Genomic DNA, 22,996 nt, shown 5'->3' on the forward strand with positions numbered 1-22,996 from the left:
TATAATTTTAAAAACATAAAAAGGAAAAATATGCAAAAGGTATTATTATTAAACGGTGCAAAAGACTTTGGACACTCTAAAGGAAGACTAAACACAAGCTTGCATGAACTTGCTCTTAAAACCCTGCAAGATCTTGGTTTACAAACCCAGCAAACACACATAGATCAAGGCTATAACACAAACGATGAAGTAGAAAAAATTCTAAATGCTGATGTTTTGATTTGGCAAATGCCTGGTTGGTGGATGGGAGAACCTTGGATAGTGAAAAAATACATTGATGATGTTTTTACAGCTGGGCATGGAGTATTTTATAAAAACGATGGCAGAAGTCACAATGAACCTACTAAAAATTATGGTACAGGCGGGCTTTTAAAAAATAAAAAATACATGCTTTCACTAACTTGGAATGCTCCAATGCAAGCTTTTGATGATGAGAATGAATTCTTTAATGGAGCCGGAGTTGATGGAGTATATTTACACTTTCACAAAGCGCATGAGTTCTTAGGTATGAGTGCTTTACCTACTTTCATAGCAAATGATGTAATCAAAAATCCTCAAGTACAAGAATATTTCACAAATTATAAAGCGCACTTAGAAAAAATTTTCAAAGCTTAGAAATTTGGGATTTGATGCTAGAAATCATTGATTTTTTAGCCTCAAATTCATTTTTTAAATTCAGAACAATCTGTCTTTTAGCTTCAATAAAATCAACAAAGCTTTGCATATAATTTTTGTAAATTTTTAAAACTACGGGCTTATTTAAAAGCAAATCTTCAAATTCATATACATTAAGCTCGGTTAATACTCTTTGATGTACTTCACTTGCTTTTGGATGATACAAGCTAAACTCAGTGCTATCAAGCTCATAAAATTCTTTACTTGCATTCATTTTAGTGCTAAAAAATCCCAAGCTAAGTTTAGTAGCGCTTTCATAATTAGCCAAAGCTTTTAGATTAAGTTTTTCTAAAAACAAATCAAGCTCAAGTTGGCTTTTAAACAATAATTGCTTAAAATCTTTTAAAAAAAGCTCCTCGCTAGCACTAACAAAGCTTCTAAAACTAGCAAATTCTTTTTCACTTTCTAAGGCATTTTCTTTTTGTAAATTTGAAAATTGAGCTTTAAAAAGCAAAATTTGCTCTTCTAAATGAGTAAAAAATAAGGAAAAATCATCTTTGATTTGACTAAATTCTAAAGTGATTTCATTTTTTAATCTTTTAAATTCCTTATTCATTGCTTCAGAGTTGTAAAACATAGCCAAAAATGCATCATCACTTGAAAGATACGGTGCTTTATAAGCAATTTTTTCATAAAGATTTTTCTTAAACAAACCCTTAGCTTCTTTATAATAACTACTATCTTTTTCTTTGATAAATTTTAAAATTTCTTGGGCAATTTTTTCTCCAACAAGTTTTAATTTATCTAAACAATTATGATTTAAAATTTTGATTTTTTGCTCTAGCTTACTTACTTCAAAAGTTTGCAAAATAGCGTTAAATTTAAACTCTAATTGTTCTAGCGCATTTTGAAATAAATCATATTGATTTGACAAAAGTTCGCATAAATTACTAAGTTTTTCTTTAACAAAATCTTTTTTAATGCGCTCATAATCAAGTTCTTTTAAATACTCATAAAGCAAAGGTAAATTTGACTTTTGCAAATCAAATTTTGCTTCTTTGCATGAAATTGCGATGATTTTTTCAAAGTACTTATCAAAAACTAAATGTGCATAATTTAAAACATTTTCTAACTCATCTTGACTTAACTTATCTTTTTGATTAAGCACACAAATCCCACCACGCTCTAAAAGCTTGGCATTTGCTTTTATGGCATCTTCTTCACTTTTTTTGCCTGCATTATCAATCAAACTAAGCCAAATAGCACTATGCATAAAAGAAAGCTCTTTAAAAGTAGTTAGTGTATCAGTTGTATTTGCATTTAAACCTGGGGTATCTATAAGCGTGATATCTTTTAAAAGCTCAATAGGTGCAAAAAGGTGCAAACTTTTAGTTTCTTTTAGCTCATTTCTTTGATCGCTAAATTTAGAAAGCTCATCTATATCAACAATCTCATCACTACCATCTTCATATTCAACTCTTAAAAAATACTCCTTAGCATAGCGTAAAAAAGTGGGCTTAAAAGTCACTGGCACCACGCCTGTTGGCAGGCATTCTTTTTGTAAAATCAAATTTAAAAGCGTGGATTTACCGCTGGAAAATTGCCCTATAATGGCCACATTAATGGCTCTTTTATAGCTAGCTATAATCATCTCAAGATCTTTTAAAAAGACATCATTTAAATGCAAACTTGGCTCTAAAAATGCATTTTTAATTGCTAAAATCTTTCCTTCAAAACTATCATCAAAGCTTTTACAATAAGCATCTTCATAAGCTTTTAAAAAATCATTAATCAAATCATTTTGCATTTAAAAGCTCCATTTTTAAAGTCTTTAAACTTTGTAATTTTGTATTGTTTTTTTCTAAAAGCTCTTTGGAATTTTGTTCATTTTGTTCTATTTGTAAAATCAAGTCTTTTAAGTCTTTGATTTGCTCTTCTTGTTCTTTTTCGTATAAATTTAAACTAAGCTCTAAATTAGTAAAAAATTCTTGATTATTTTTTAAATCTAGGGCGATTTTTTCTATATTAAATGTTTGTAATTTTTCTAAAATCTGATTTTCTAAAGAGCTTTCTAGTTTATAAATATCTTGAGTGGACTCTAAATTTTTTAAAAGTCCTGCTTTTAATGTCATAAAAAGTTCATTAGTAAAAATGCTTTCTATTTTTGCTTCAACCTTGCTTTTAAAATCATCACAATTTTGCTCTAAAATAGCTTTTAGAAAATCATATTTCACGCTTAGTGTATTTTTAATCTCATTAATCTTATACTCACTTTGCTGTTTTAACTCTCTTAAAAGATCAAAAATTCCATCTTTTAAAGTCGTATCGATGATAGTATTTAGTCTTTGAGTGTTGTTTTTGATTTTATTATTTTGATTATATTTTAGCTCATCTATGAGTTTTTCTTTTAATTTTTTAGCTAGCAAATGCAAAAGTGTTAAAATTTCTTGAGTATTTTCATCTTTTGTGTTAAAAATAGCACTTAGCTCTGCTTTTACTTGCATTAATTTTTCTTTTTTTGCTTTAAAATCATTGATAATAGTTTGATTTTGCTTATCAAGTTCAAAGCTTTCATAATTTAGCATTTTATTAGAAAATTTAATTTTTTCTTCTATTTTTTCTAAATGTAATAATAATTCTTTTTTATAAGCACTTAGAGCAATTTTGTTTTTATCATATAAACTTTTAGCTATAAGTTCCTCTAGTGTTAAAATATTACTTTGCTCTAAATTTCCAGCTCCTTTTTGATAAAAATCATTAGCTAGTTTTGAAGAGATACACACAAAATCTACATTATCTAATAATTCTTGGCTAAGCTGTTTTTGTGCTAAATTTTCTTTGAGCTTATTTTTAGTATAGCTAATTACTTCTTGCAAGTCTTTTTGACTAAGTAAATCAGCTTTAGTAAGCACAATCAAAAGCTTACTTACCCTTGAAGTTACCAAACATTCTATAATAAAATCACAATCTTTTTGACTAAGACTTTGAGAAGCATTCATAAGGTGGATTAAAAAGTCAGCTTTACTTATATAAGCTTTTGTTAAAAGCTCCCTTTGGATAATCACATCATCAAGTCCTGGAGTATCAACTATACAAACATTATCTTTTAAAAAATCAAGCGATGAAAAAAGCTCTATTTTTTTAATAAGTGCTGAAATTTTGTTTTTTGCACTAGTGTAATTTTTTAATTCTTCAATTTTTATTTCTATATTTTTATTTTCTTTTTCAATATACTCATTTAGATTAAAATTTTGCTCTAATTGTTTTATAAGTTCTTGCATATCTTGATTATCTTTGGAGCTTTTTAAAATATCTTGCCATTCTTCTTCACTCCAAAAATATATCTTAGCTTTTTGCTCTTTGCCGTATTTTAAAACGCTCAAATTTGCAGTTTCAGGTATATTAGATACACCTAAAAAATCCTTTTTTAAAAGTGCATTTAACATACTTGATTTACCTGCATTTACCACACCCGTTACCGCAATAGAAAAATCAATATTACTAAATTTAACCAAAGCTTCTTGTAAGAGTTTTTGAGCTTTTTCATCCTCGCAAAGCTCTTGTAAGCTTTGGTTAATGAGATCTAATGTTTGATGTGAGTTTTTAACTTCTTGCTTGTAATCTTTTTGAATAACTTTTTGCCTAGATACAAAAGCATATATTAAAGTATTATCAGTGATTTTTTGAAGTTTTTCCAAGGATTTTAAAAGCTCGTTTTTGTCTAAAATTCCTAAATTTAAAGCATTAATAAAACAAACCTGTGCATACTGAATACCATAAAGATCTAAGCGTAAATTTAAACTTTTCATCAAACTTTTAAATTCATTTAAAGCGCTAAATCTTTCATAATTATCAAGATTAGTACTTAAAACAATTGCTGCTTTTTGAGTATCAATTAAACTTTCATCAAAAAGTGTATTTGTGTCAAGATAAACGCTATGATTTTGCCAAATTTGTTTTAGTAAGGTTTTAAGAGCCCCCTTTTCTTGGGGGCTAGGATTATTTGTTTCTTTGAGCGACAAGCTGTCTTCTCATATAAGCGATTTTGCTTTGTAAAGGCAGTTCTTTTGGACAATTATCTTCACATGCAAGCAAAGACATACATCCAAATACACCATCATCATCGCCCACTAATTCATAAAAATCTTCTATGGTTCTGTGATCATGTGGATCTTGTAAATATCTAGCTGTTCTTAAAAGCCCAGTAGCTGCGATAAAGTCAGGTCTCATTAACTTAGTCGCACAAGAAGCAACACAAATTCCACACTCTATACAACGATCAAGCTCAAAAGTCTCATCAGCAACTTCTGGCTCAATACGCTCTTCAAGTTTAGAAATATCTGTTTCTTTTTCATTATGCACCCAACTTTCAACGCGTTTGCACATACCATCAAACCACTCACCTGTATTAACACTTAAGTCTTTTATGTGTCTAAATGCAGGTAAAGGCATAAGTTCTATAACGCCATCTGGATAGTCTTTTGTCAATGTTTTACAAGCAAGTTTTGGCTTACCGTTAATCATCATAGCACAGCTTCCGCAAATCCCTGCTCTACATACAAAGTCAAAACTCAAATCCGCATCCATTTTTTCTCTGATTTGAGTTAAGCACACAAAAATCGTCATAAATGGAGTTTCTTCAAGCTCATAAGTAACAAAATGAGGCTTAGAAATTTTACTTAATGGATTATATTTAAATGCTCTTATTGTTAATTTTCTACTCATAATCAACTCCTATTCTTTGATTTGGTGCTTTAAATTTAGCTTGTAATTCATAAGGCATTAGAGCATGTTGAATTTCATATCTACCTTTGCCTTCTGCTTCCATTTTTTCACGGATCGCATCAACTTCAGCTTGGCGTTTTTCGCTTAATGGATTTTCAATGATATTTCCTTTAGCACCATAACCTCTAAATGCAGGTGGAATTTCCATTTTCATAATGTCAAGATCTTCATACTCAACTCTAGGCATACTTTCACCTTCTACCCAGTAAGTATTTGTTCTTTTCATCCAATTTAAGTCATCTCTTTTTGGATAATCTTCTCTATAATGAGCCCCACGACTTTCTGTTCTTAAAAGCGCACCATAAGCAACACATAAAGCAATTTTTAGCATTCTTGGAACCCTGTAAGCTTCTTCAAGCTCTGGATTTGCACATTTTAATTCTTTATCATGTACTTTTAGATCAAGTGATTTATGATACAATTCTTCAAGCTCTTTAACCGCTTCTTCAAGACCTTGGCCTGTTCTAAAGATAGCTACTTTTTCCCACATAATGTCTTTCATTCTATTTTTGATTTCAAATACATCATGTTTTCCTTCTTTACTTACAAGAGATTTTAAGTAATCATACTCTTTAGAAAGGAAAGATTTAACAATATTTGTATCAATATCATTACCATTTTCTTTACAATATTGTGCAAAATAATCTCCCACAATCATACCTGCAACAACAGTTTCTGAACATGAATTTCCACCCAAGCGGTTAAATCCGTGCATATCCCAGCAAGCTGCTTCACCACACGCAAAAAGACCATTTAACCATTGGCTTTCGCCGGTTGGTTTAGTTCTAATACCACCCATTGAGTAATGTTGCATAGGTAAAACTGGTGCCCAGCCTTTTGGACCCTCATCAGCAGGATCAATACCATTAAATGTCTTACAAATATCTTGAACATCGCGAAGATTTTTTTCAACATGAGCACGACCAAGGATAGAAATATCAAGCCATAAATGATCTCCATAAGGGCTTTTTACACCTTTTCCTTTTCTAATATGCTCCATCATTCTACGACTTACAACATCCCTACTTGCAAGTTCTTTTTTCTCAGGCTCATAATCGGGCATAAAGCGGTAACCATCAACATCTCTTAAAATACCACCATCACCTCTACAACCTTCAGTTAGTAAGATACCACTTGGTACGATTGGAGTTGGGTGAAATTGTACTGCTTCCATATTTGAAAGTCTGCAAAGTCCAGTTTCTAAAGCAATAGCAGCTCCTGTACCTTCACAAATAACAGCATTTGTAGTTTGTTTATAAATTCTACCATAACCACCTGTTGCAATCATAGTTCCTCTAGCAACATAAGCGATTAATTCCCCATTAGTTAAATCTCTAGCAATAGCCCCTAGACATTTTTTACCATCATGGATAATTCTTACTGCTTCCATTCTATCGATGATTTTAACTTGATGTTTAATCGCTTCATTTGCCACACCATATAGCATACAGTGTCCTGTTGCATCAGCGATATAACATGTTCTCCATTTTTTAGTACCACCAAAGTCTCTTGCATTTATAAGACCATGTGCTTCTTCTTTTTCTTCAATGGTAGTTTTTTGAGCATTGATAACTACAGTTCTAGGTCCTTTTGTAACCCTAGTCCAAGGCACACCCCAAGCAGCAAGCTCACGCACAGCTTTTGGAGCAGTTTGCGCAAACATTCTTGCAACTTCTTGATCACAGCCCCAGTCGGATCCTTTTACTGTATCAGCAAAATGCACATCTTCATTATCTCCCTCACCTTTAACGCTATTTCCTAAACTCGCTTGCATACCACCTTGTACAGCAGCTGAGTGAGATCTTTTAACTGGACAAATACTTAATAAAGTTACACTTTGACCACTTTTTGCAACTTCAATAGCAGCTCTTAAACCTGCAAGACCACCACCGATAACTAAAGCATCACTATATTGTATGTTCATATTTAGCTCCATCATAAGTTTTTACTATTTGCGCTACAGAGTTGTTTTGGTAATTATTAAAGCCTATTTTTGCAAAAGCAGCTAAGCTTAATACACCCAAAACTAAGAAGAAAATACTAATAAACCATTTTGCTTTTTTAAGTTTTTTACGACTTTCTTTTGCATCTTTACCTTCAAACCAACCCCATTTTACACATAATCTATAAAGACCAATACTACCATGCAACTCAACACAAATTAATAAGGCAATGTAAAATAACCACATAAAATGGCTCACTACTCTATCGCCTGACATATCAGCACTGATTTTATCTGCATTAGTAATGATAAAAATTAAGTGCGCAGAACCCAAGAAAAACATTACAAAACCAGTTGCAGCTTGAACCCACCATAAAGAAGAATCACCATGATTCATATATTTTAAGTGTGTTCTACAAAGTTGGTATTGTCTGAAATTAATAGGAAATTTTCTCATTGCAAGACCCGCATGCACAAAGAAAATAACCAAAACACAGGCAGCCAAGAAAGAAGTGATGTAGCTCATCATAGGGCTATTAATGATAAATTTTAGTTCTAAAAAGTGAACCACTGAATCAAAAAAATCATCACTAACCAAAATGGTAGAAACGAACAACATATGTGCCCACATAAACAAGCCTAAAATCAAGCCTGTTGCACTTTGAATATAGTCAAGTTTTGCTGGCATTTTACTTTTTTTGCCATCAATACTCTTGCCTAAAAAACCTTCAATGAGTTGGCTCATATTTACTCCTTTTAAAAGTTGATAAGTTTTAATATCGGAGCAATTATAGAACTTTTATTCTTAAAATAAATAAAAATTTATAAATTTTTTTTAATATTTCTTAAATAAAAAGATAAAAATAGTCCTAATAAAAACATTAATAAGCTCAATATCTGACCCATACTCATACCAAAAGCAACAAAGCCTATGCCAAAATCAGGCTCTCTAAAAAACTCGCATACAAAGCGTGCTAGAGCATATAAAATCGTATAGTAAGCAATCAATTCTCCATTGTATTTTTTATATTTTTTTATTAATAGTAAAATAGCAAAAACCACAAAGCCTTCTAAAAATGCTTCATAAAGCTGCGATGGATGACGCAATATCCCATCTACATAAATACCCCAAGGAACTTCTGTAGCTCTACCAAATAACTCTTGATTTAAAAAATTTCCGATACGACCAAAAATATATCCACATGGCACACTAATAGCAACCAAATCTAAATATTTCCATAAATTTTGCTTATTTTTTTTACAAAAAGCATAAGTTGCTATCAAAAATCCCACAACAGCTCCATGGTAACTCATACCTCTAATCCCTACAAATTCTCCATTATAAAAGGGATTAAAAATTTGCCAAGGATGTGTAAGATACCATAAAGTATGCGCATCATAAATTAAAATATAACCTATTCTTGCACCTAAAATCACCCCTATTTCTACCCATATAAAATAGCTATCAAGCATAGCTTTAGAAATTCCCATATTATCTTTAATCGCATAGTATTTTGCAACCATTAAGGCAACAAGCAAAGCTAGCACATACATAATGCCATACCAATGCACTTTTAAACCAAAGATTTCAAAAGCTACCACATCAAAATTTGCATAAATATTTTGCCAAAATTCCATAAAAAGCCCTTATTATAAAACATATAATATAGCAAAAAATTGTTATAATTATAAAAATCACAAGGAGAGAAAATGAAAAAAATATTATTATTTTTTAGTATAGTTTTATTTTTAAGTGCTTGCACTGGTAATCAAAAAACTTATTATATTTCTATGCCAAATTTTAAAAGCACTTTTGAAGAACACAACCATACAAATGCTAATAGCCCTAAAGTCAAAATCAATGATGTAGAAATTATAAAAAGTACTTTTTATAGTTCATATTTTGAACAATCTACTCTAAATCAAAGAATCAACAAAAGCTTAGAATTACTCAAAAAACAACTTTTAGAAGATAGCAAAGCATTGCTTCAAAGTAAAGGATATACTATAGATAATGAAAATCCTGATTATGCTTTTAATATAGTTATTAATGCTAATTTATATGAAGATAAGGTTACAAGAAATTCAAGTCTTGGAGGTGATAGCGTAGAGTCTTCTTTTATGATTATTTTAGAAGCTCAAAGTCATTTAAATAATTTACATCAAGAAGATACTTTTCAAAGCACAACAAGCTCAGCAAAATTAAACGATCCTATTATTTTAAATTATCCTATAAAAGGTCAAGCAAGCATAGAAAGCTTTAGAGAGGTATACAGTGCTGTTCCTACTCAGCTTAATGAAAGTCTTGCAGCAAGTGCTTTAGAAATTGATAAAGTTTTTGTTGTTTTTTATAAAGAAATCACATCTAGTTTAAAAACTAGTGTAAAAGAAATCAAAGAAGAGCTAAAAACACAAGAAAATTCAGAAGTTCAAGATGTAAAACAAGATGATAAAAAAGAAGAAAAAATTACTCCTTATCAAAATAATGAAGTAATCATTTTTGAATAGCTTGTGCATAAAACACTTTGATCTTAAATTTAAGATTGATGTGTTTTTCTTCGGATTTAAACTCCACAGGAGTGCTAATTTCTATTAAATTTTTATATCTTTGCAAATCATTTAAAAAAGAGTAAAAAGCTTGAGGATTTTTCATCTTTACATTAGCTCCAAATTGGTATTTTAAATACTCTTGCTCTTTTTTAATAGGAATAAGATTGATTTTAATATCATCAAAGTAATTTTTCATAAATTCTAATAATTCTTTTTGTGAAAATTCTGCATTGATTTGAGCTAAATTTTGCGCATTCACCTTTTGAAACTCATCAATAACTTTTTCTAAAGCTTGCAACTCATTTATTGCTTTAGTGTTTTGAATTTGCTGGGTTGCTAATCTTGAATGTTCGATTTTATAATCTTTCAAAAAAGGCACGATTAAAAATAAAATCAAAATCGCACAAAGCGCTACAAATGAAAAAGAATAAATCAAGATTTTTAATACATCAGCTTCTTCTAAGCTCTTATCGTTTTTGTTCATACATTTCCTCTGGTATAGTGATATTTACACTTACAAAGCGATACCACCCATTTTCTAATTGATAATAACTTGTTTGAGAATTGGAAAAAATACTTCTTAATGGAGCCTCTAATAGCAATGCAAACATCTCTTTAGTAGGTGTAATGCCTCTTAAAATAAGCGATCTATCTTCCATTAAAACCTCATCTAAAGATACGTTTTTAGGCACTAAAGTAAAAAGATTTTGAATACTTTTTAATAAAACTTTATTTTTACCATTTTCTTGTTCTTGCTCTAAATCTCCCAAAATCAATTCTGCTTTATCATTTTGTCTTACTAATTCTTGATATTTAAGCTTATTAGCATTAATTTGTGCGATAATTTGAGCTAATTCTTCTTTTTTATTATCAAGTTGTACAGACGCATAATAGCTTTTAAAAACAACCACAATAAATACTACAAAAATCAAAGCAACACTAATGCTAGTAAAATAAATCCAAATTCTAGTAAAAAGATTAAAAACAGGTTTTATCTTAGGTTTGATTAGACTATATCTCATAATTTTAAGTCCTTCACCATAAGTTCATTCATCAAATTTAAAGTATCTACAAGTTCTACTTTAGGTTTTATAAAAAGCTCATTTTCTAAATAATCAAGCGAGGTCGGACTAAAACTTTCCTCATCAAAAATCACAATTTCTTCCAAAAAGCTATTATCATACAAAGGATTTTGATAAAACTCTTTTACACTTGAGATGATGTATTCTATCATTTTCATATCTGAGCTAAAATTTTCTAAAGACTCAATAGGAAGCTCTTCTTTTTCTTCATCTAATTCCTCAAGTTTATCAAGCTCTTGACTCATTTCTTCTAAACTTTTTAAATCATAATTTTGTTCATTTTCTTCTTCTTGATTTTCATCATCAATTTGTAAATCAAATTCTTCTTTAATATCATCAAAAAAATCATCTTCATCATAATTTTGACTAGCTATATTAAAATAACTTCCAAATAATATAGCTTCATTTTTACAAACTAACATCGCAACAAAATCATGGTATCTATATACATAAAGGCCTATTTTTTCTTCAAAACCTCTATTTGCCATACAATGATAAAGCAAAGAAAAAGGTGAATAAAGCAAATCCAAACCGCCAAAAGCCTCATAATCTTGCTCATATGAGCTTAAAGAATGATTAGATGCATACAATAAACCATTATTAAAAGAAATACACTTAACACTACTTGCATCGACACCAAAATTGGAAAGATCTTTAAAATTTGAGCTTGGCACAACGCCTTGGGCAATAGGGGTAAAAAAAGTACATATATAATAAATTTGAAAATCTTTAGTTAAATTTTTTACATATTCTATGGCTTTTTCTTTATCTTCAAAGCTTTTTTCAAAAGTATCAACAGCTTGGGATTTTTTCCAAGTATGACATCTTATAATGTATTGTTTTTCATCATAGCAAATACAAACTAAAAGTTGTAAAATATATTTTCTAAAAAAAGATAACATGGTGTTTATCCTTTGTCTATTTGACTTATCATATCAAATTTTTCTTTTATCAATACTTTAGCTTCTTCTAAATTTAAATTTTGTATTTTAATTTCTTCACTTAGTCTATAGGTAATCTTAGAAAAAGGTTTAGGTAAGATCATTTTATCCCAACTTTTAAATTCCCAAAAAGAACTCGCTTCATAATTTAGCAAAAAAAGTGGAGCATTTTTTTTCAAAGCTATCATCACAGAACCATCTGAAATACTATGATAAGGTCCTCTTGGCCCATCTGGAGTGATAATCACATCATCGCCTTGATCTAAAATTTTAAAAGATTGTTTTAATAAAGCCAAAGCACCTTTGCTTGTACTACCTCTTAAAGTATCCAAACCAAAAAAGGCAATATTTCTAGCAATGATTTCTCCATCTTTATGGCGTGAAATCATCACATAAGCCTTTTTTCCTTTAATACCCATTTTACGATAAGCAAAAGGCATGAGAGCAAGACGCCCATGCCAAAAAAGTATCACACATGATCTTTTTGGAAGCTTTTGCCCTAAATAAACCTTTCTACAAGTTAAAAAAATCAGCCATTGTAATAAAAAAATTCCAAAAGCTAAAAGATTAATCTTAAAGGATTTCGCCATTTAACACCATACGCCTAGGATTGGTGATTTTTACTTTTTTCATTTGTCCTAATAACTCTTCACTACCTTTAACTTGAATCAAAAAGTTATTATCACTTCTACCTGCTACAAAACCTTCACTTCTTAATTCTTCAAATAAAACTTCAAATTCTTTATCTTTTTGTTTTGCAACAATTTCATCTAAAATTTCTATATGTCTAGCTTGTAAAATACTCAAGCGTTTTGAAGCTATATCATCAGGAATTTGATTTGGCATAGTTGCAGCCTTAGTTAATGGTCTTTTAGAATATTTAAAAGAAAACATTTGCTCAAAACGCACTTTTTCAAGCACATCCATAGTATCTTCAAAGTCTTTATCACTCTCACCTGGAAAAGCTACAATCACATCAGTAGAAATACTCACATCCTTACACATAGAACGAAGTTTCAATGCTCTATCTAAATACCACTCTTTAGTATAACCGCGTTTCATAGCCTTTAAAATTTCACTCGAACCACTTTGTAAAGGCATATGCATAGACTTACATACTTTAGGATTTTTAGAAAAAACCTCTAAAAATCTATCATCCATATGCAATGGATGTGGACTTGTAAAGCGAATACGCTCTAAACCTTCGATTTCACTTAACTTTTCCAAAAGATCTGAAAAATTAATCTTTTCATGCGCATTAGAAAATCTTTTACCATAATTATTAACATTTTGCCCTAGTAAAAAAATCTCTTTAGCACCTTTAGAAACAGCTTTTAACGCTTCATTTTTAATAATCTCAAAAGGTATAGAAATTTCATCTCCTCTTGTATGAGGCACTATACAATAAGTACAATGTTTATCACATCCTATGGAGATATTAATATAGGTTTTATAAAGGCTATTTCTAAAATCTGCAAAAGCATAATTACTCTCATCAAAATCTATATCATTACCTAAAAATTTTGGCGTATTTACAGCCTTTGTGATTTTAGAAACATTTCTAGCACCCAAAACAAAATCCACATTAGGAGCACGCTTAAAAATCTCATCTCCTAAATGCGAAGCAGTGCAACCACAAACTCCTATTTTAGCTCCATTTTTTTTGATTTTTTCAAAACTTCCAACTTCTGAAAAAAGCTTATGTACAGGCTTTTCACGCACTGAGCAAGTATTGATTAAAATCAAATCTGCTTCTTTTGCATCTTGAGTTAGTTCGTAATTTTCTTTTTCTTTAAGTTCGGCTATCATATGCTCTGAATCACGCACATTCATAGCACAACCTAAAGTTTGTATAAAAAGTTTTTTACTCAAAGAATGTGTACCTCATACATAAAATCTGTATCATCTAAACCATATTTGATCGTTCTATGATAAACACATTTTCCTTTTTTTTCAAAATGCTCTACTAAAGCGATTAATTGCTTGTGTGCATTATCTTTATCAAAATAGAAAAATTTTTGACCTTCTTTATCCACAGCCTTTTCAATACTTTCTAAACTTATACTTTTTGGCTTTTCATCAACAGAGGTTCTTGCTATTTTTAAATCCATATCATCATCCTCAAGTTTTTTTTAATCTGAAATTATAGCAAATTTTACTTTTAATTAAACTTATTAAAGATATAATTTTATTCTTCAAACTTTTAAAATCCAAAATTAAGGTTGTATTGTCATTATGGAAAAAATCACAGATATAATTGAATCCATTGCTAATGAGAAAAATTTACAAATAGAAGATGTAAGAGAAAGAGTTAAAAAAGCGCTTATTAATACTGCTAAGAAAATTTATGGTGATAAGTATGAATTTTTTGTTGATTCAGGTAAAAATTTACAACTTTATCAAAAAATCATCGTAGTAGCTGATAATGATGAAAGATTAGAAAATGAAAATGAGCATTTTATCGCCTTAAGTAAAGCAAGGGCTGAAGCTAAAGATGTAGAAATTGGCGATGAGTTAACTTATGAATGTTCTTTGGAAAATTTAGGTCGTACTGCTGTAAATATCTTACATAAAGAATTAGAATACAATATACAAAAACTCTTAGAAGAAAAAATCTATGAAAAATACCAAAAAATGGTAGGACATATGGTTTTTGGTAGCGTAGTAAGAGTAGATAGCGAAGAAAATACTTATGTAGAAATTGATGAGTTTCGTGCATATTTACCTAGAAAAAATCGTATCAAAGGTGAAAAATTTAAAGTAGGTGATGTGATTAAGGCTGTTATTAGACATGTATATATTGATAAATCAGGTATGAGAATGGAGCTTAGTAGAACTAGCCCTAAATTTTTAGAAGCTTTATTAAAAGCTGAAGTTCCTGAAATCAAAGATGGCCTTATAAATATTTATGCAAGTGCAAGAATTCCAGGCGAGAGAGCAAAAATCATCTTGCAAGCTAATAGCCCAAGTGTTGATGCAGTAGGAGCAACTGTGGGTATAAAAGGAGTTAGAATTAATGCTGTAAGCAAAGAATTAAAAAATGAAAATATTGACTGCATTGAGTATTCTAATGAAATGGCAATTTTAATCACAAGAAGCTTAGCTCCAGCCATTATAAACTCAGTTAGTATTGAAGATAAAAAGGCTATTGTAACGCTAAATAGCGAGCAAAAAAGCAAAGCCATAGGAAAAAGTGGTATTAATATACGCTTAGCTAGCATGCTTCTTGGATATGAGATAGAACTTAATGAAGTGAATAATGAAGATAAAACTAATAACCAAGAAGAAGCATTTAAAAATCTTAAGGCTTTATTTGGAGAAAATTAAAGTTGTTTACCGACGGTTTGTTCGGTAAGCTTTCTTTCTAAAACTAAATCTACTATAGGTTGTTCTCTTTTGTTTGCCTTTTGGCAGTGATTTTTGTCAAAAAAATCTGTGATTTTAATAACTATTTTAGCCCATCTTTTATCACGTTCTCTCCAAGCATGAGATGATAAAGACTCCCAAGCATAACCATTAAACAAAGTAGCATTGACAAAATGATCAAGCGCTCTCACACCCTGTCTAACCCTAGCAGGATTACCAAAAGTTCCTACTATAACAATAAAAAGATAACTAATCACCGCTAAAGGAACGATAGCACAAAGTAGTATGGTTCCTGCTAATTTTTCTTTCATTTTTGCCTTTTTATAAATCTTATATTCATACCATTAGCTGATCTTATAGTTAGTCTTCCTACAATATCAGGCACGAAATTTTCTTCTAATTCTAACTTATAAGTCCTTAAAATATTAGCTAAAATCAAAACAGCCTCTTGCATAGCAAAGCCCTGCCCTATACATACACGCTCTCCCATACCAAAAGGCATATAAGTGTCTTTTTTAATCTTGCTTTTATCTTCATGGCGACTTGGATCAAACTCATGTGGATTTTCCCAAAAACTATCGTGTCTATGAATAAGCCATGGAGCTACCACTACACCTGAACCTTTTTTAATGAGCTTATCTCTCATTTTGCTTTCATTTCTTGCTTCTCTAGCAAAAAAGCCAACTGGTGGATAAAGTCTTAAACTTTCTTTAAACACATTTGTAAGATATTTCATTGCTCTAATATGTTCTATCTTAAACTCCTCATCACCTGCAACTTGCATGATTTCTTCATAAGCTTTTTGTTGTTCTTTTGGAGAAATACTTAAAATATATAGCGTCCAAGTTAGCGAGCTTGCAGTAGTTTCATGGCCTGCTAAGAAAAGCATGGCAACTTGGTCTAAAATTTCATTAAAAGAAAATCTCTCATTAGTATCTGCATCTACTACCATAAGCAATGATGATAAAATATCTTCATATTTTCCTTGATCATTTAGGGTATTATCATATCTTGGTTTTATAATATCTGATAAAACTTTGCGTATAACTCCACCTGCTTTAAGTCTTTTTCTCTCACCTAAAAGATTTGAAAGCCAAGTTGGAAAACGAAACATTCTTCGCATAGCTGTTTTAACTGTTTCTTCTTGCACAGTTACAAAAGCATCTAAAACAATCTTACCTTTTTGCTCATCAAGTTTTGATGACATGATAGTTCTAAAAATCACATCTGCAGTTACAAAAGTCATAGCCTCATCTACTTCTACAATCGCTTTGTCTTCATACTTTGCAAATCTTGCCATCATATCAGAAGCTGCTTCACTCATCAAATTAAAAACCTTAGAAATCCTTGTCATTTCAAAAGAAGGTCTTAAAAGCTCTCTTTGCTTTTCCCATACTCTATCGTTAGTTGTAAAAATACTTATACCTAAAAGTGGCTCTAAAAGTTCATGTAAAAGTTGGCTTTTTGGGTATTCTCTAACCTCATCTACCATAATGCGTCTAACTTCTTTTGGATCATTTACTACATACAGATCAAATCCAGGCATTTTTACTCTACCCATCATCATCTTATAGCTTCGCTCATAAAGTCCATCAAGCCATGATCTTCTTTTTAGTAAAAAAGTGGTTAATGTAGAAGCTTTATTTTTATAAGGCTTTGGATGAAAAGGACACTGACCCATGTTTTTCTCCTATTTGATTTTTTCTTCTAGTTTATTTTTACCTATGATAAATTCAAAAAAGTTATATACTCCTTGAATTTGCGTGGCGAATAAATATAAAAAATGTGCTTTATATTTGTCTTTTTTGATTTTTTTATAATCTTTATTTTTATATAAGGTATGAAATTTAGCCGAAAGGTATTTTGGGCTAAATTGTGCTTTTACCCCGCTTGTGCGTATAAAATCAACTTGTGCAAAACAAGCCCCATCGATAATAGAAGTAAAATCATACCATATTAAATTTTTATTTCCTAAATACTCTAAGTCTTTTCTAAACTCAAAAGATTTTTTTTGATAGCTTACCAAAGGTATGCACTCACCTAAAGTTAAAACCTTTAAATTTTCAAAAGATATATTTTCATCTTCACATTTTCTAAGCACTTTTGCTAAAACATTTATACAAAGTACTGTTCCTACACTATGCGCACTTAAGATGAGTTCGTAATTTTTATCATTTGCATTTTCCTTTAGCTTTTCAAAAATAACCCTAGCAAAATCATCCATTCTTAATTCAAGTTCACCTTGAGCATTTTTCTCCCAGTTTGCGCAAAAAGAACAAATTCTAGCTATCCAAAAAACAGCTAATTTCTTGCCTAATTTATAAAGTATTTTTGGTAAAAATACTAATGATGAAATAAAAACCAAAATTCCCAAAACAATATGAAAATTTTGCAAATAAAATAAGCTTCCAAAAGCACAAACTAAAGTAAAAATCAAACTCAAAAGTACATAAAAAAATGGATAATAACCTGTGATAAGTTGGTGCGGGGATTCTTTACCGAATTTTAAAAAAAGCCCTGTGATGGTATAAATTCTAAAAAAACTATAGCAATCACTCAAGGCATCTTTTATACCCTCTGACCAGTTTTTTTTGACTATATCATTCCAGCTTAAAAAGGTATAAGTAGTGCTTGTATGTGGGGTTTGAATTTGCCAAAAAGCATATGCATTAGCTTGAGCTTTTGATAAAGCATAATCATAATTTAAAAGTATATTTTGCTCAGCTAAATTTTTTTTAAACATAGCATAGTAATGCCTATATCCTCTAGGATCATAACCAGCTATATAAAAAACATCTCTTTTTTGACACAATTTATCCATTAAAATCCCAAATAAACTCAAAATGAATTTAAAAATATAGCTAAAAGTTGTTATCTTTGTCAAATGCTTATTTAAAGGCAAAATGAGGGGTTTTTACTCTGAAATTATTCATTAAAAAATATTTTATAAAATAAAAAAAATTAAAAAAAATAAAGAAAGAATTTATGGATGTAATCTTACTAGGTGGTAGTAATAGTGTAGTTAAAAATGGTCTTAGGATAGGTCTTGAAAATAAAGACATTACATTACATAATTATGCTTTAGGACTTAGTACTTCTTTACAAAATCTTTATGAATTAATACGCCATGAAAAAACTATAAATAAAAGTGATTTTCTCATCAGTGAATCAAATATCAATGATTATTTAAGCCCTATGAGTTTAAATATTATACTTAGAAATATTGATTATTTTTACGAAGAACTTTACAAAGCAAACAAAATTACTATAGTGCTTATACTCCCCATACCAGCTTGTAATGATAAATCAAAAGCTATCAATGAAGCTCATAGGAAAAATTGTGCTCATTATGGTTTTAATCTAATCGATATAGACTTTTACTACCAAAAAATAATCTTTATGATTTTGATCAAAACTATAAATTCCACCCTATGCCACTAGCTATGCAAGAGCTTGGTAAAAACATCATTAAAAATTTACACAGGTTTAAAAAATCTAAAGAAAATATCATTTGCTCAAAAAGAAAATTTCATATCTTTACGCCCTCAAATTCAACTAAAATAGAGCATAAAAACTCATTTTTTTGTGAAAAAACTATAAATATCAAAGCTAATGAAAAAATCATTTTTCCAAAAGAGTTCAAAAATTATCAAATCTTAGGCATACACACTTGGAATCACGCCAGCTCATTAACCCATGCTATATCATCTATAAGCATTGAAAACTCATCTTTTAAATTAGTAAAAATTTTGGACTTATCAATACTTTTCAAGATATACAAAATGAAAAAGCAATTTGTGATGAGCAAACCTTTTTGTATGTTAATACACAAATTATCAAGCAAAGCGAGGAAAGTTTGGGCTTAAGCATAGCAAATGAAAAAACACCAAGACTTGATTATGTAGACTTAATAGGAATTTTATTTTTAGAAAATGATAATGATAAAAAAATAGAATGTAAGAATTATCTTACAAATACCCATGATTCTTTAATACCGCCTATAGCATTTTATAAAGAATTAGCACTAGAATACTATAAACTAAAAAAACTTAACATGCAAACATTTTTACAAAGTCAAAATCATAGTCTTTTGCGTTTTTTAAACCACAAAGGCTTAAAAAATGAATATGAGATATTTATCCATCAAGACAATAGGCTTTATGGAGCTAGTTTAAGAATAAAAGAAAGACTAAGTTATAAGCTTGGAGAAATCATCATAAAAAACAGTAAAAGTTATCTAGGGTATTTTAAAATACCTTTTGAATTAAGAAAAATTAAAAAAGAGCATTTTAAAAATCAAAAAGATCAAAAAAATCTACCACCACTAAAAGCTTATACAGACTATAAACACGCTCAAATAGCCAAAACACATTTACCTTATCTTTTAGGTAATGCACTTTTACAAGCTTCAAGAACTCCTTTTAAAATAGGCTATTTAAGCTTACCTTTTAAACTAAAAAAGATTGCAAAAAACTATAAAAAGAAAATTTAATCTAAACTAGTATTTTTGAAAAAATTCCCATTGACTTGGGTTTTATATATCACATAATTTCTAAATTTAGCATGTAAAACCGCATCAGGTTTATATGCTCTGCATTCTTTCCAAAAAGTATGCAAGCTTTTTTGATAAGTCAAACCTTCAATATCATAAAAGGCTTTTCCCATAACTTTTAAAGGGCTATTATGATATAAAGCAGAAAGTCCTACTGTGCTATTTATCACTATAGTACCTCTTGTATTAATTAAGAGCGTAGGTAAATGTAAGTCATGTACATATAAAATTCTACCCTCGACATTGTATTTTAAACTCAAATCTTCTATAAGCTTAGTATAATCTCTATAACCACGATCCATAGGATGGTGCTTAAAAACTAGATATGACTTTGCCTTAGCATGATTAGCAAAGGAGATGATCACTTCTTCTATAAATTTTTCTGTAGTTTTTTTATAATGATGAGATAGTTGAGTATCATTATGTACTTGCAAAATAGCTAAAAAATACTTTTGCTTTAAAGAAAGAATTTTTTCATTTAAACTTTTTTCTGTGATTTTGTATTTGTTTTTTCTATATACTGAACAAAGCCAAGGTAAAAAGTCAAATAATTTTAAACTTCTATGATGTAAAGAATTGTTAAAATACCAAGAAAATAAAAAAGCAAAGAGCCAGTATAAAAAAGAAGCAAAGGCCATATTTTTAAAAGTACTTGAGAAAGTTTTAAATTTAAAATCTTTATCAAATTTTTTCTGACTTAGATAAAATTCTTTTTCTCTTGGCAAAGTGGAGTTTGCATTCACTCCGTCTTTTTCAAAAGTAATGAAATTTGGTCTAATATAACCTTCTTCAAAAATCCATACTTCAATACCCATTTGTTTAGCAACACTAATGGCTATTTCGTGTACTTTTCTACAATCATTATACATTAAGATAACTTGAATTTGTTTTTCTTCAAAAAGCTTTTTATAAAAGTCTTCAAGCTCGGTTAAGCTTTTAGTATAATTAATACTTTTAAAAGGATAAAAGAAAAAATCTCCGCCATTAAAATTTACTTTATAAACCTTAGCTTGTGGAATTTTTGTAGCAATTTTACGAAAAAATCCTCCTACAGGCCCTTGGAGCAATAAAACATTTTTACCAGAAAATTTTTTTAACTTTTTACTTAAATTCATCTAATCAAAATAAATTCTATTAATCTTCTTATTTTTCTTAATATATAAATTCTTATATCTATAAACCAACGCAAATAAAATTTAGAAAAATAATCTTTTTGCATTTTTAACATTATATCCAACGCAAGCTCAACTTCACATAAATTTTTACTTTTTGGATGGATATATCTTGGATAAAGGATCAAAACACCAGCGACAAGCTCTTCTAAACTAAGCATTCTTGTGCGTCTTGGAATTTCATGTAAATCGCTTGTCAAACCCCAACCTGCATAAAAAGGCTTACCATATACCACAACTTTTTTACCACGCAAAAGAGCGTCAAAACCACTTGTAGAGGTTATAGTATGCACTTCATCGCATGCATTTATAGCACTATCTATGCTGATATTTTCTATAATCTCATCACAATATTTTAAAATAATGTTTTTATCTTTTAAACCTTTGCGGTTGCCACTTAATACATCAGGGTGAGGTTTAAAAACTATAAAGGCGTTTTCATTGGCCTTTCTTACACTTTTTAAAAGTTTTAATGTATCATAACCTGCACCACCTAAGATCATAGAAGCATCATCTTCTACTTGAGCAGGGATTAAAATAATTTTTTTATTGGTATTAAAATTTAGCTTTTCATGCTTTAAGCCATTATACTTTGAAAATTTATTTTGCGTGATGGTAAAGATGAGTTTTTTAGCTCTTTGTTTTAAACTCTCATCAAAAATGTGATTTTGCAAAATATCTTCTAAATCACTTGGCTTGCTTGGATCAACATACAAGCCTTTACTATCTACTATCAAAGAAAAAGGGCGTGTAAGATCTGAACCTAAAAAAACCGAGCGCAAAAAGCCATCTTCTACTAAGAAAATTGCATTTTTAAAATCTTTAGCCAATAAAGCTTTATCATACTTTTTACCCCAAATGAAAATTTTATCTTCAGGGTTTAAATTCGCTTTATAAAGCTCATCAAGTGAGTTTAAAAAAATGATTTTATTATTCTTGGCTTTAAAAAAAGGTTTTACAAACTCTCTTTTCCATTTAGAAAAACCTAAAAAATACAAAGTATTTGAATTAGCTTGTTCTATCTTTTTATATTTTACTAGGGTATGAATAGTATCAAAAATATCGCTTTTTTGATTTAAATAAGGATTAAAATACTCACTATATAAAATATAAGCAGCATAAAAAACCTCTTCTATGGTTCTTTTTTTAAGTCTTCTTTTACACACTTGCTTATCTTGAGTCAAGCCCCAGCCTGCATAAAATGGCATGCCATAACACACACATTCGCATCCTAACATCAAAGCTTCAAAACCCATACCAGAAGTCTTAGTATAGACTTTTTTAAAATGACTTAGCAATTCTATAGGATTATAATTTTCTTTTATAACTACACATCTATTTGGCAAATCTTGCACATCAAAATCGCTTTGCTTTTTACCACTTAATGCATCAGGATGAATTTTAATGTATATTTTAGCATTTGGATTTTCTTTGATAGCATCATTTATGATATCTTGAGTTGAAAAACTATCAGCTAAACCAAATTTAAGAGAAGCATCGTTTGCTACTTGAGTGATGATTAATACGCGTTCTTCGTTAGCGCCGAAAAGCTCTTTTGGTACGCAAAGATTATTATTATACTTGCTAAGCTTTTCTTTTTTTATAAGCTCTATGGCCTTTTTTGCTTGCTCTAACTCTTTAGAGTCAAATTCATAGGTATTTAAAATATTTTCAAGTTTAGATGGAGTCGTGGCATCATAATAAATTCCCACATCATCTTTGACATTAGAAAAACTTGGACTATTTTCTATACCTAAATTTAATGAGCGTAAAAAGCCATCTTCTAAAAGCAAAAATCTTGCATTATATTTTTTAGCTAGTTCTACAGCTTTTAAACCTGACTTTTTTCTACCCCAACCTACAAAAACATCTTCTTTTGCGATATTTTTGTAGGCATGATATAGAGCTATTTTATAAAATTTTTTAACATTTTCTTTTAATCTTTTTGATACAGTATAAAACCTCATAATCTCTCTTTAAAATAAAGAGAG

At 29.7% G+C, this 22,996-nt stretch carries 23 protein-coding genes; 6 read left to right on the forward strand and 17 right to left on the reverse strand.

Annotation, left to right across the window (positions count from 1 at the left end):
* Positions 1–30 precede the first annotated feature (30 nt).
* Positions 31–615, forward strand: a complete 585-nt coding sequence (locus L8W55_RS01995; protein WP_263677080.1) for an NAD(P)H-dependent oxidoreductase — start codon at positions 31–33, stop codon at positions 613–615.
* Here the strand turns inward: L8W55_RS01995 and L8W55_RS02000 are convergent.
* The 6 genes from L8W55_RS02000 to lgt all read right to left on the reverse strand — a co-directional run bounded on the left by L8W55_RS02000 (position 605) and on the right by lgt (position 8,980).
* Positions 605–2,422: a dynamin family protein gene (locus L8W55_RS02000; protein ID WP_263677081.1), complete on the reverse strand. Its 1,818-nt coding sequence runs from the start codon at positions 2,420–2,422 to the stop codon at positions 605–607. The genes L8W55_RS01995 and L8W55_RS02000 overlap by 11 nt on opposite strands.
* Positions 2,412–4,637, reverse strand: coding sequence for a dynamin family protein (locus L8W55_RS02005; protein ID WP_263677082.1), 2,226 nt, complete (start codon positions 4,635–4,637; stop codon positions 2,412–2,414). The genes L8W55_RS02000 and L8W55_RS02005 overlap by 11 nt, the downstream gene beginning before the upstream one ends.
* Positions 4,615–5,340, reverse strand: coding sequence for a fumarate reductase iron-sulfur subunit (locus L8W55_RS02010; protein ID WP_012661078.1), 726 nt, complete (start codon positions 5,338–5,340; stop codon positions 4,615–4,617). Before L8W55_RS02010 ends, L8W55_RS02005 begins: the two co-directional genes overlap by 23 nt.
* The gene (locus L8W55_RS02015; RefSeq protein WP_039617579.1) at positions 5,333–7,324 is read right to left on the reverse strand and encodes a fumarate reductase flavoprotein subunit; all 1,992 of its coding nucleotides are present in this window, start codon (positions 7,322–7,324) and stop codon (positions 5,333–5,335) included. The genes L8W55_RS02010 and L8W55_RS02015 overlap by 8 nt, the downstream gene beginning before the upstream one ends.
* Positions 7,308–8,087 (reverse strand): fumarate reductase cytochrome b subunit, encoded by a 780-nt coding sequence (locus L8W55_RS02020; RefSeq protein ID WP_012661076.1) that lies wholly within the window; start codon positions 8,085–8,087, stop codon positions 7,308–7,310. The genes L8W55_RS02015 and L8W55_RS02020 overlap by 17 nt, the downstream gene beginning before the upstream one ends.
* Before the next feature lie 77 nt (positions 8,088–8,164).
* Entirely contained in the window at positions 8,165–8,980 is an 816-nt protein-coding gene (lgt, locus tag L8W55_RS02025; protein WP_263668983.1) for a prolipoprotein diacylglyceryl transferase, read from the reverse strand.
* A 72-nt stretch (positions 8,981–9,052) separates the two neighbouring features.
* Between lgt and L8W55_RS02030 the strand changes: the two genes are divergently transcribed.
* Positions 9,053–9,850 carry a membrane lipoprotein lipid attachment site-containing protein gene (locus L8W55_RS02030; protein ID WP_263677083.1) on the forward strand — a complete coding sequence of 266 codons (798 nt, stop codon included), beginning with the start codon at positions 9,053–9,055 and terminating at the stop codon, positions 9,848–9,850.
* Here the strand turns inward: L8W55_RS02030 and L8W55_RS02035 are convergent.
* Genes L8W55_RS02035 through L8W55_RS02060 form a run of 6 tightly spaced genes read right to left on the reverse strand, consistent with a single transcriptional unit; the run spans position 9,837 to position 14,026 of the window.
* Positions 9,837–10,376 carry a hypothetical protein gene (locus tag L8W55_RS02035; protein WP_263677084.1) on the reverse strand — a complete coding sequence of 180 codons (540 nt, stop codon included), beginning with the start codon at positions 10,374–10,376 and terminating at the stop codon, positions 9,837–9,839. The two genes, L8W55_RS02030 and L8W55_RS02035, sit on opposite strands and share 14 nt — an antisense overlap.
* Positions 10,360–10,914 carry a hypothetical protein gene (locus tag L8W55_RS02040; RefSeq protein ID WP_263677085.1) on the reverse strand — a complete coding sequence of 185 codons (555 nt, stop codon included), beginning with the start codon at positions 10,912–10,914 and terminating at the stop codon, positions 10,360–10,362. The genes L8W55_RS02035 and L8W55_RS02040 overlap by 17 nt, the downstream gene beginning before the upstream one ends.
* Complete coding sequence (locus L8W55_RS02045; protein ID WP_263677086.1) at positions 10,911–11,876, reverse strand: hypothetical protein; 966 nt, start codon at positions 11,874–11,876, stop codon at positions 10,911–10,913. Before L8W55_RS02045 ends, L8W55_RS02040 begins: the two co-directional genes overlap by 4 nt.
* Positions 11,877–11,881: 5 nt before the next feature.
* Complete coding sequence (locus L8W55_RS02050; protein ID WP_263677087.1) at positions 11,882–12,505, reverse strand: lysophospholipid acyltransferase family protein; 624 nt, start codon at positions 12,503–12,505, stop codon at positions 11,882–11,884.
* Positions 12,489–13,787, reverse strand: coding sequence for a tRNA (N6-isopentenyl adenosine(37)-C2)-methylthiotransferase MiaB (gene miaB / locus L8W55_RS02055; RefSeq protein WP_263677088.1), 1,299 nt, complete (start codon positions 13,785–13,787; stop codon positions 12,489–12,491). Before miaB ends, L8W55_RS02050 begins: the two co-directional genes overlap by 17 nt.
* A complete protein-coding gene (locus tag L8W55_RS02060) occupies positions 13,784–14,026 on the reverse strand; it encodes an HP0268 family nuclease (protein WP_039617566.1) in 243 nt (80 codons plus the stop codon). Before L8W55_RS02060 ends, miaB begins: the two co-directional genes overlap by 4 nt.
* A gap of 124 nt (positions 14,027–14,150) precedes the next feature.
* Here L8W55_RS02060 and nusA point away from each other — a divergent pair, with 124 nt between their 5' ends.
* The gene (gene nusA / locus L8W55_RS02065) at positions 14,151–15,242 is read left to right on the forward strand and encodes a transcription termination factor NusA (protein WP_039617565.1); all 1,092 of its coding nucleotides are present in this window, start codon (positions 14,151–14,153) and stop codon (positions 15,240–15,242) included.
* On the opposite strand, the gene L8W55_RS02070 is transcribed toward nusA, so the two are convergent.
* The 3 genes from L8W55_RS02070 to L8W55_RS02080 are packed head-to-tail and all read right to left on the reverse strand — an operon-like array spanning position 15,239 to position 18,102.
* Positions 15,239–15,592: a membrane protein gene (locus L8W55_RS02070; RefSeq protein ID WP_039627957.1), complete on the reverse strand. Its 354-nt coding sequence runs from the start codon at positions 15,590–15,592 to the stop codon at positions 15,239–15,241. The genes nusA and L8W55_RS02070 overlap by 4 nt on opposite strands.
* Positions 15,589–16,962 carry a cytochrome P450 gene (locus L8W55_RS02075; protein ID WP_263677089.1) on the reverse strand — a complete coding sequence of 458 codons (1,374 nt, stop codon included), beginning with the start codon at positions 16,960–16,962 and terminating at the stop codon, positions 15,589–15,591. The genes L8W55_RS02070 and L8W55_RS02075 overlap by 4 nt, the downstream gene beginning before the upstream one ends.
* A gap of 9 nt (positions 16,963–16,971) precedes the next feature.
* Entirely contained in the window at positions 16,972–18,102 is a 1,131-nt protein-coding gene (locus tag L8W55_RS02080) for a DUF829 domain-containing protein (protein WP_263677090.1), read from the reverse strand.
* 164 nt (positions 18,103–18,266) lie between these two features.
* Between L8W55_RS02080 and L8W55_RS02085 the strand changes: the two genes are divergently transcribed.
* The 3 genes from L8W55_RS02085 to L8W55_RS02095 are packed head-to-tail and all read left to right on the forward strand — an operon-like array spanning position 18,267 to position 19,773.
* Positions 18,267–18,722 carry an SGNH/GDSL hydrolase family protein gene (locus L8W55_RS02085; protein WP_263677091.1) on the forward strand — a complete coding sequence of 152 codons (456 nt, stop codon included), beginning with the start codon at positions 18,267–18,269 and terminating at the stop codon, positions 18,720–18,722.
* A complete protein-coding gene (locus tag L8W55_RS02090; protein WP_263677092.1) occupies positions 18,713–19,147 on the forward strand; it encodes a hypothetical protein in 435 nt (144 codons plus the stop codon). Before L8W55_RS02085 ends, L8W55_RS02090 begins: the two co-directional genes overlap by 10 nt.
* Entirely contained in the window at positions 19,096–19,773 is a 678-nt protein-coding gene (locus tag L8W55_RS02095) for a hypothetical protein (RefSeq protein WP_263677093.1), read from the forward strand. The genes L8W55_RS02090 and L8W55_RS02095 overlap by 52 nt, the downstream gene beginning before the upstream one ends.
* Here the strand turns inward: L8W55_RS02095 and L8W55_RS02100 are convergent.
* Together L8W55_RS02100 and L8W55_RS02105 are read right to left on the reverse strand one after the other, a co-directional pair.
* Positions 19,770–20,948, reverse strand: coding sequence for a capsule biosynthesis protein (locus L8W55_RS02100; RefSeq protein ID WP_263677094.1), 1,179 nt, complete (start codon positions 20,946–20,948; stop codon positions 19,770–19,772). The genes L8W55_RS02095 and L8W55_RS02100 overlap by 4 nt on opposite strands.
* Entirely contained in the window at positions 20,945–22,972 is a 2,028-nt protein-coding gene (locus L8W55_RS02105; protein ID WP_263677095.1) for a capsular polysaccharide biosynthesis protein, read from the reverse strand. Before L8W55_RS02105 ends, L8W55_RS02100 begins: the two co-directional genes overlap by 4 nt.
* Between the last annotated feature and the right edge of the window lie 24 nt (positions 22,973–22,996).

Origin of the sequence: Campylobacter sp. FU_520 (assembly GCF_025772385.1) — a bacterium.
Classification (GTDB): Bacteria; Campylobacterota; Campylobacteria; order Campylobacterales; family Campylobacteraceae; genus Campylobacter_D; species Campylobacter_D lari_C.

What these genes read in the sequence shown, in the direction of transcription:
- L8W55_RS02075 (WP_263677089.1), bottom strand. Translation starts at nt 16,962, where the DNA reads ATGGGTCAGTGTCCTTTTCATCCAAAGCCTTATAAAAATAAAGCTTCT.
- L8W55_RS02030 (WP_263677083.1), top strand. Translation starts at nt 9,053, where the DNA reads ATGAAAAAAATATTATTATTTTTTAGTATAGTTTTATTTTTAAGTGCT.
- L8W55_RS02070 (WP_039627957.1), bottom strand. Translation starts at nt 15,592, where the DNA reads ATGAAAGAAAAATTAGCAGGAACCATACTACTTTGTGCTATCGTTCCT.
- L8W55_RS02040 (WP_263677085.1), bottom strand. Translation starts at nt 10,914, where the DNA reads ATGAGATATAGTCTAATCAAACCTAAGATAAAACCTGTTTTTAATCTT.
- L8W55_RS02085 (WP_263677091.1), top strand. Translation starts at nt 18,267, where the DNA reads ATGGATGTAATCTTACTAGGTGGTAGTAATAGTGTAGTTAAAAATGGT.
- L8W55_RS02100 (WP_263677094.1), bottom strand. Translation starts at nt 20,948, where the DNA reads ATGAATTTAAGTAAAAAGTTAAAAAAATTTTCTGGTAAAAATGTTTTA.
- nusA (WP_039617565.1), top strand. Translation starts at nt 14,151, where the DNA reads ATGGAAAAAATCACAGATATAATTGAATCCATTGCTAATGAGAAAAAT.
- lgt (WP_263668983.1), bottom strand. Translation starts at nt 8,980, where the DNA reads ATGGAATTTTGGCAAAATATTTATGCAAATTTTGATGTGGTAGCTTTT.
- L8W55_RS02000 (WP_263677081.1), bottom strand. Translation starts at nt 2,422, where the DNA reads ATGCAAAATGATTTGATTAATGATTTTTTAAAAGCTTATGAAGATGCT.
- L8W55_RS02050 (WP_263677087.1), bottom strand. Translation starts at nt 12,505, where the DNA reads ATGGCGAAATCCTTTAAGATTAATCTTTTAGCTTTTGGAATTTTTTTA.
- L8W55_RS02080 (WP_263677090.1), bottom strand. Translation starts at nt 18,102, where the DNA reads ATGGATAAATTGTGTCAAAAAAGAGATGTTTTTTATATAGCTGGTTAT.
- L8W55_RS02010 (WP_012661078.1), bottom strand. Translation starts at nt 5,340, where the DNA reads ATGAGTAGAAAATTAACAATAAGAGCATTTAAATATAATCCATTAAGT.
- L8W55_RS02015 (WP_039617579.1), bottom strand. Translation starts at nt 7,324, where the DNA reads ATGAACATACAATATAGTGATGCTTTAGTTATCGGTGGTGGTCTTGCA.
- L8W55_RS02105 (WP_263677095.1), bottom strand. Translation starts at nt 22,972, where the DNA reads ATGAGGTTTTATACTGTATCAAAAAGATTAAAAGAAAATGTTAAAAAA.
- L8W55_RS02035 (WP_263677084.1), bottom strand. Translation starts at nt 10,376, where the DNA reads ATGAACAAAAACGATAAGAGCTTAGAAGAAGCTGATGTATTAAAAATC.
- L8W55_RS02090 (WP_263677092.1), top strand. Translation starts at nt 18,713, where the DNA reads ATGCCACTAGCTATGCAAGAGCTTGGTAAAAACATCATTAAAAATTTA.
- L8W55_RS02060 (WP_039617566.1), bottom strand. Translation starts at nt 14,026, where the DNA reads ATGGATTTAAAAATAGCAAGAACCTCTGTTGATGAAAAGCCAAAAAGT.
- L8W55_RS01995 (WP_263677080.1), top strand. Translation starts at nt 31, where the DNA reads ATGCAAAAGGTATTATTATTAAACGGTGCAAAAGACTTTGGACACTCT.
- L8W55_RS02045 (WP_263677086.1), bottom strand. Translation starts at nt 11,876, where the DNA reads ATGTTATCTTTTTTTAGAAAATATATTTTACAACTTTTAGTTTGTATT.
- L8W55_RS02020 (WP_012661076.1), bottom strand. Translation starts at nt 8,087, where the DNA reads ATGAGCCAACTCATTGAAGGTTTTTTAGGCAAGAGTATTGATGGCAAA.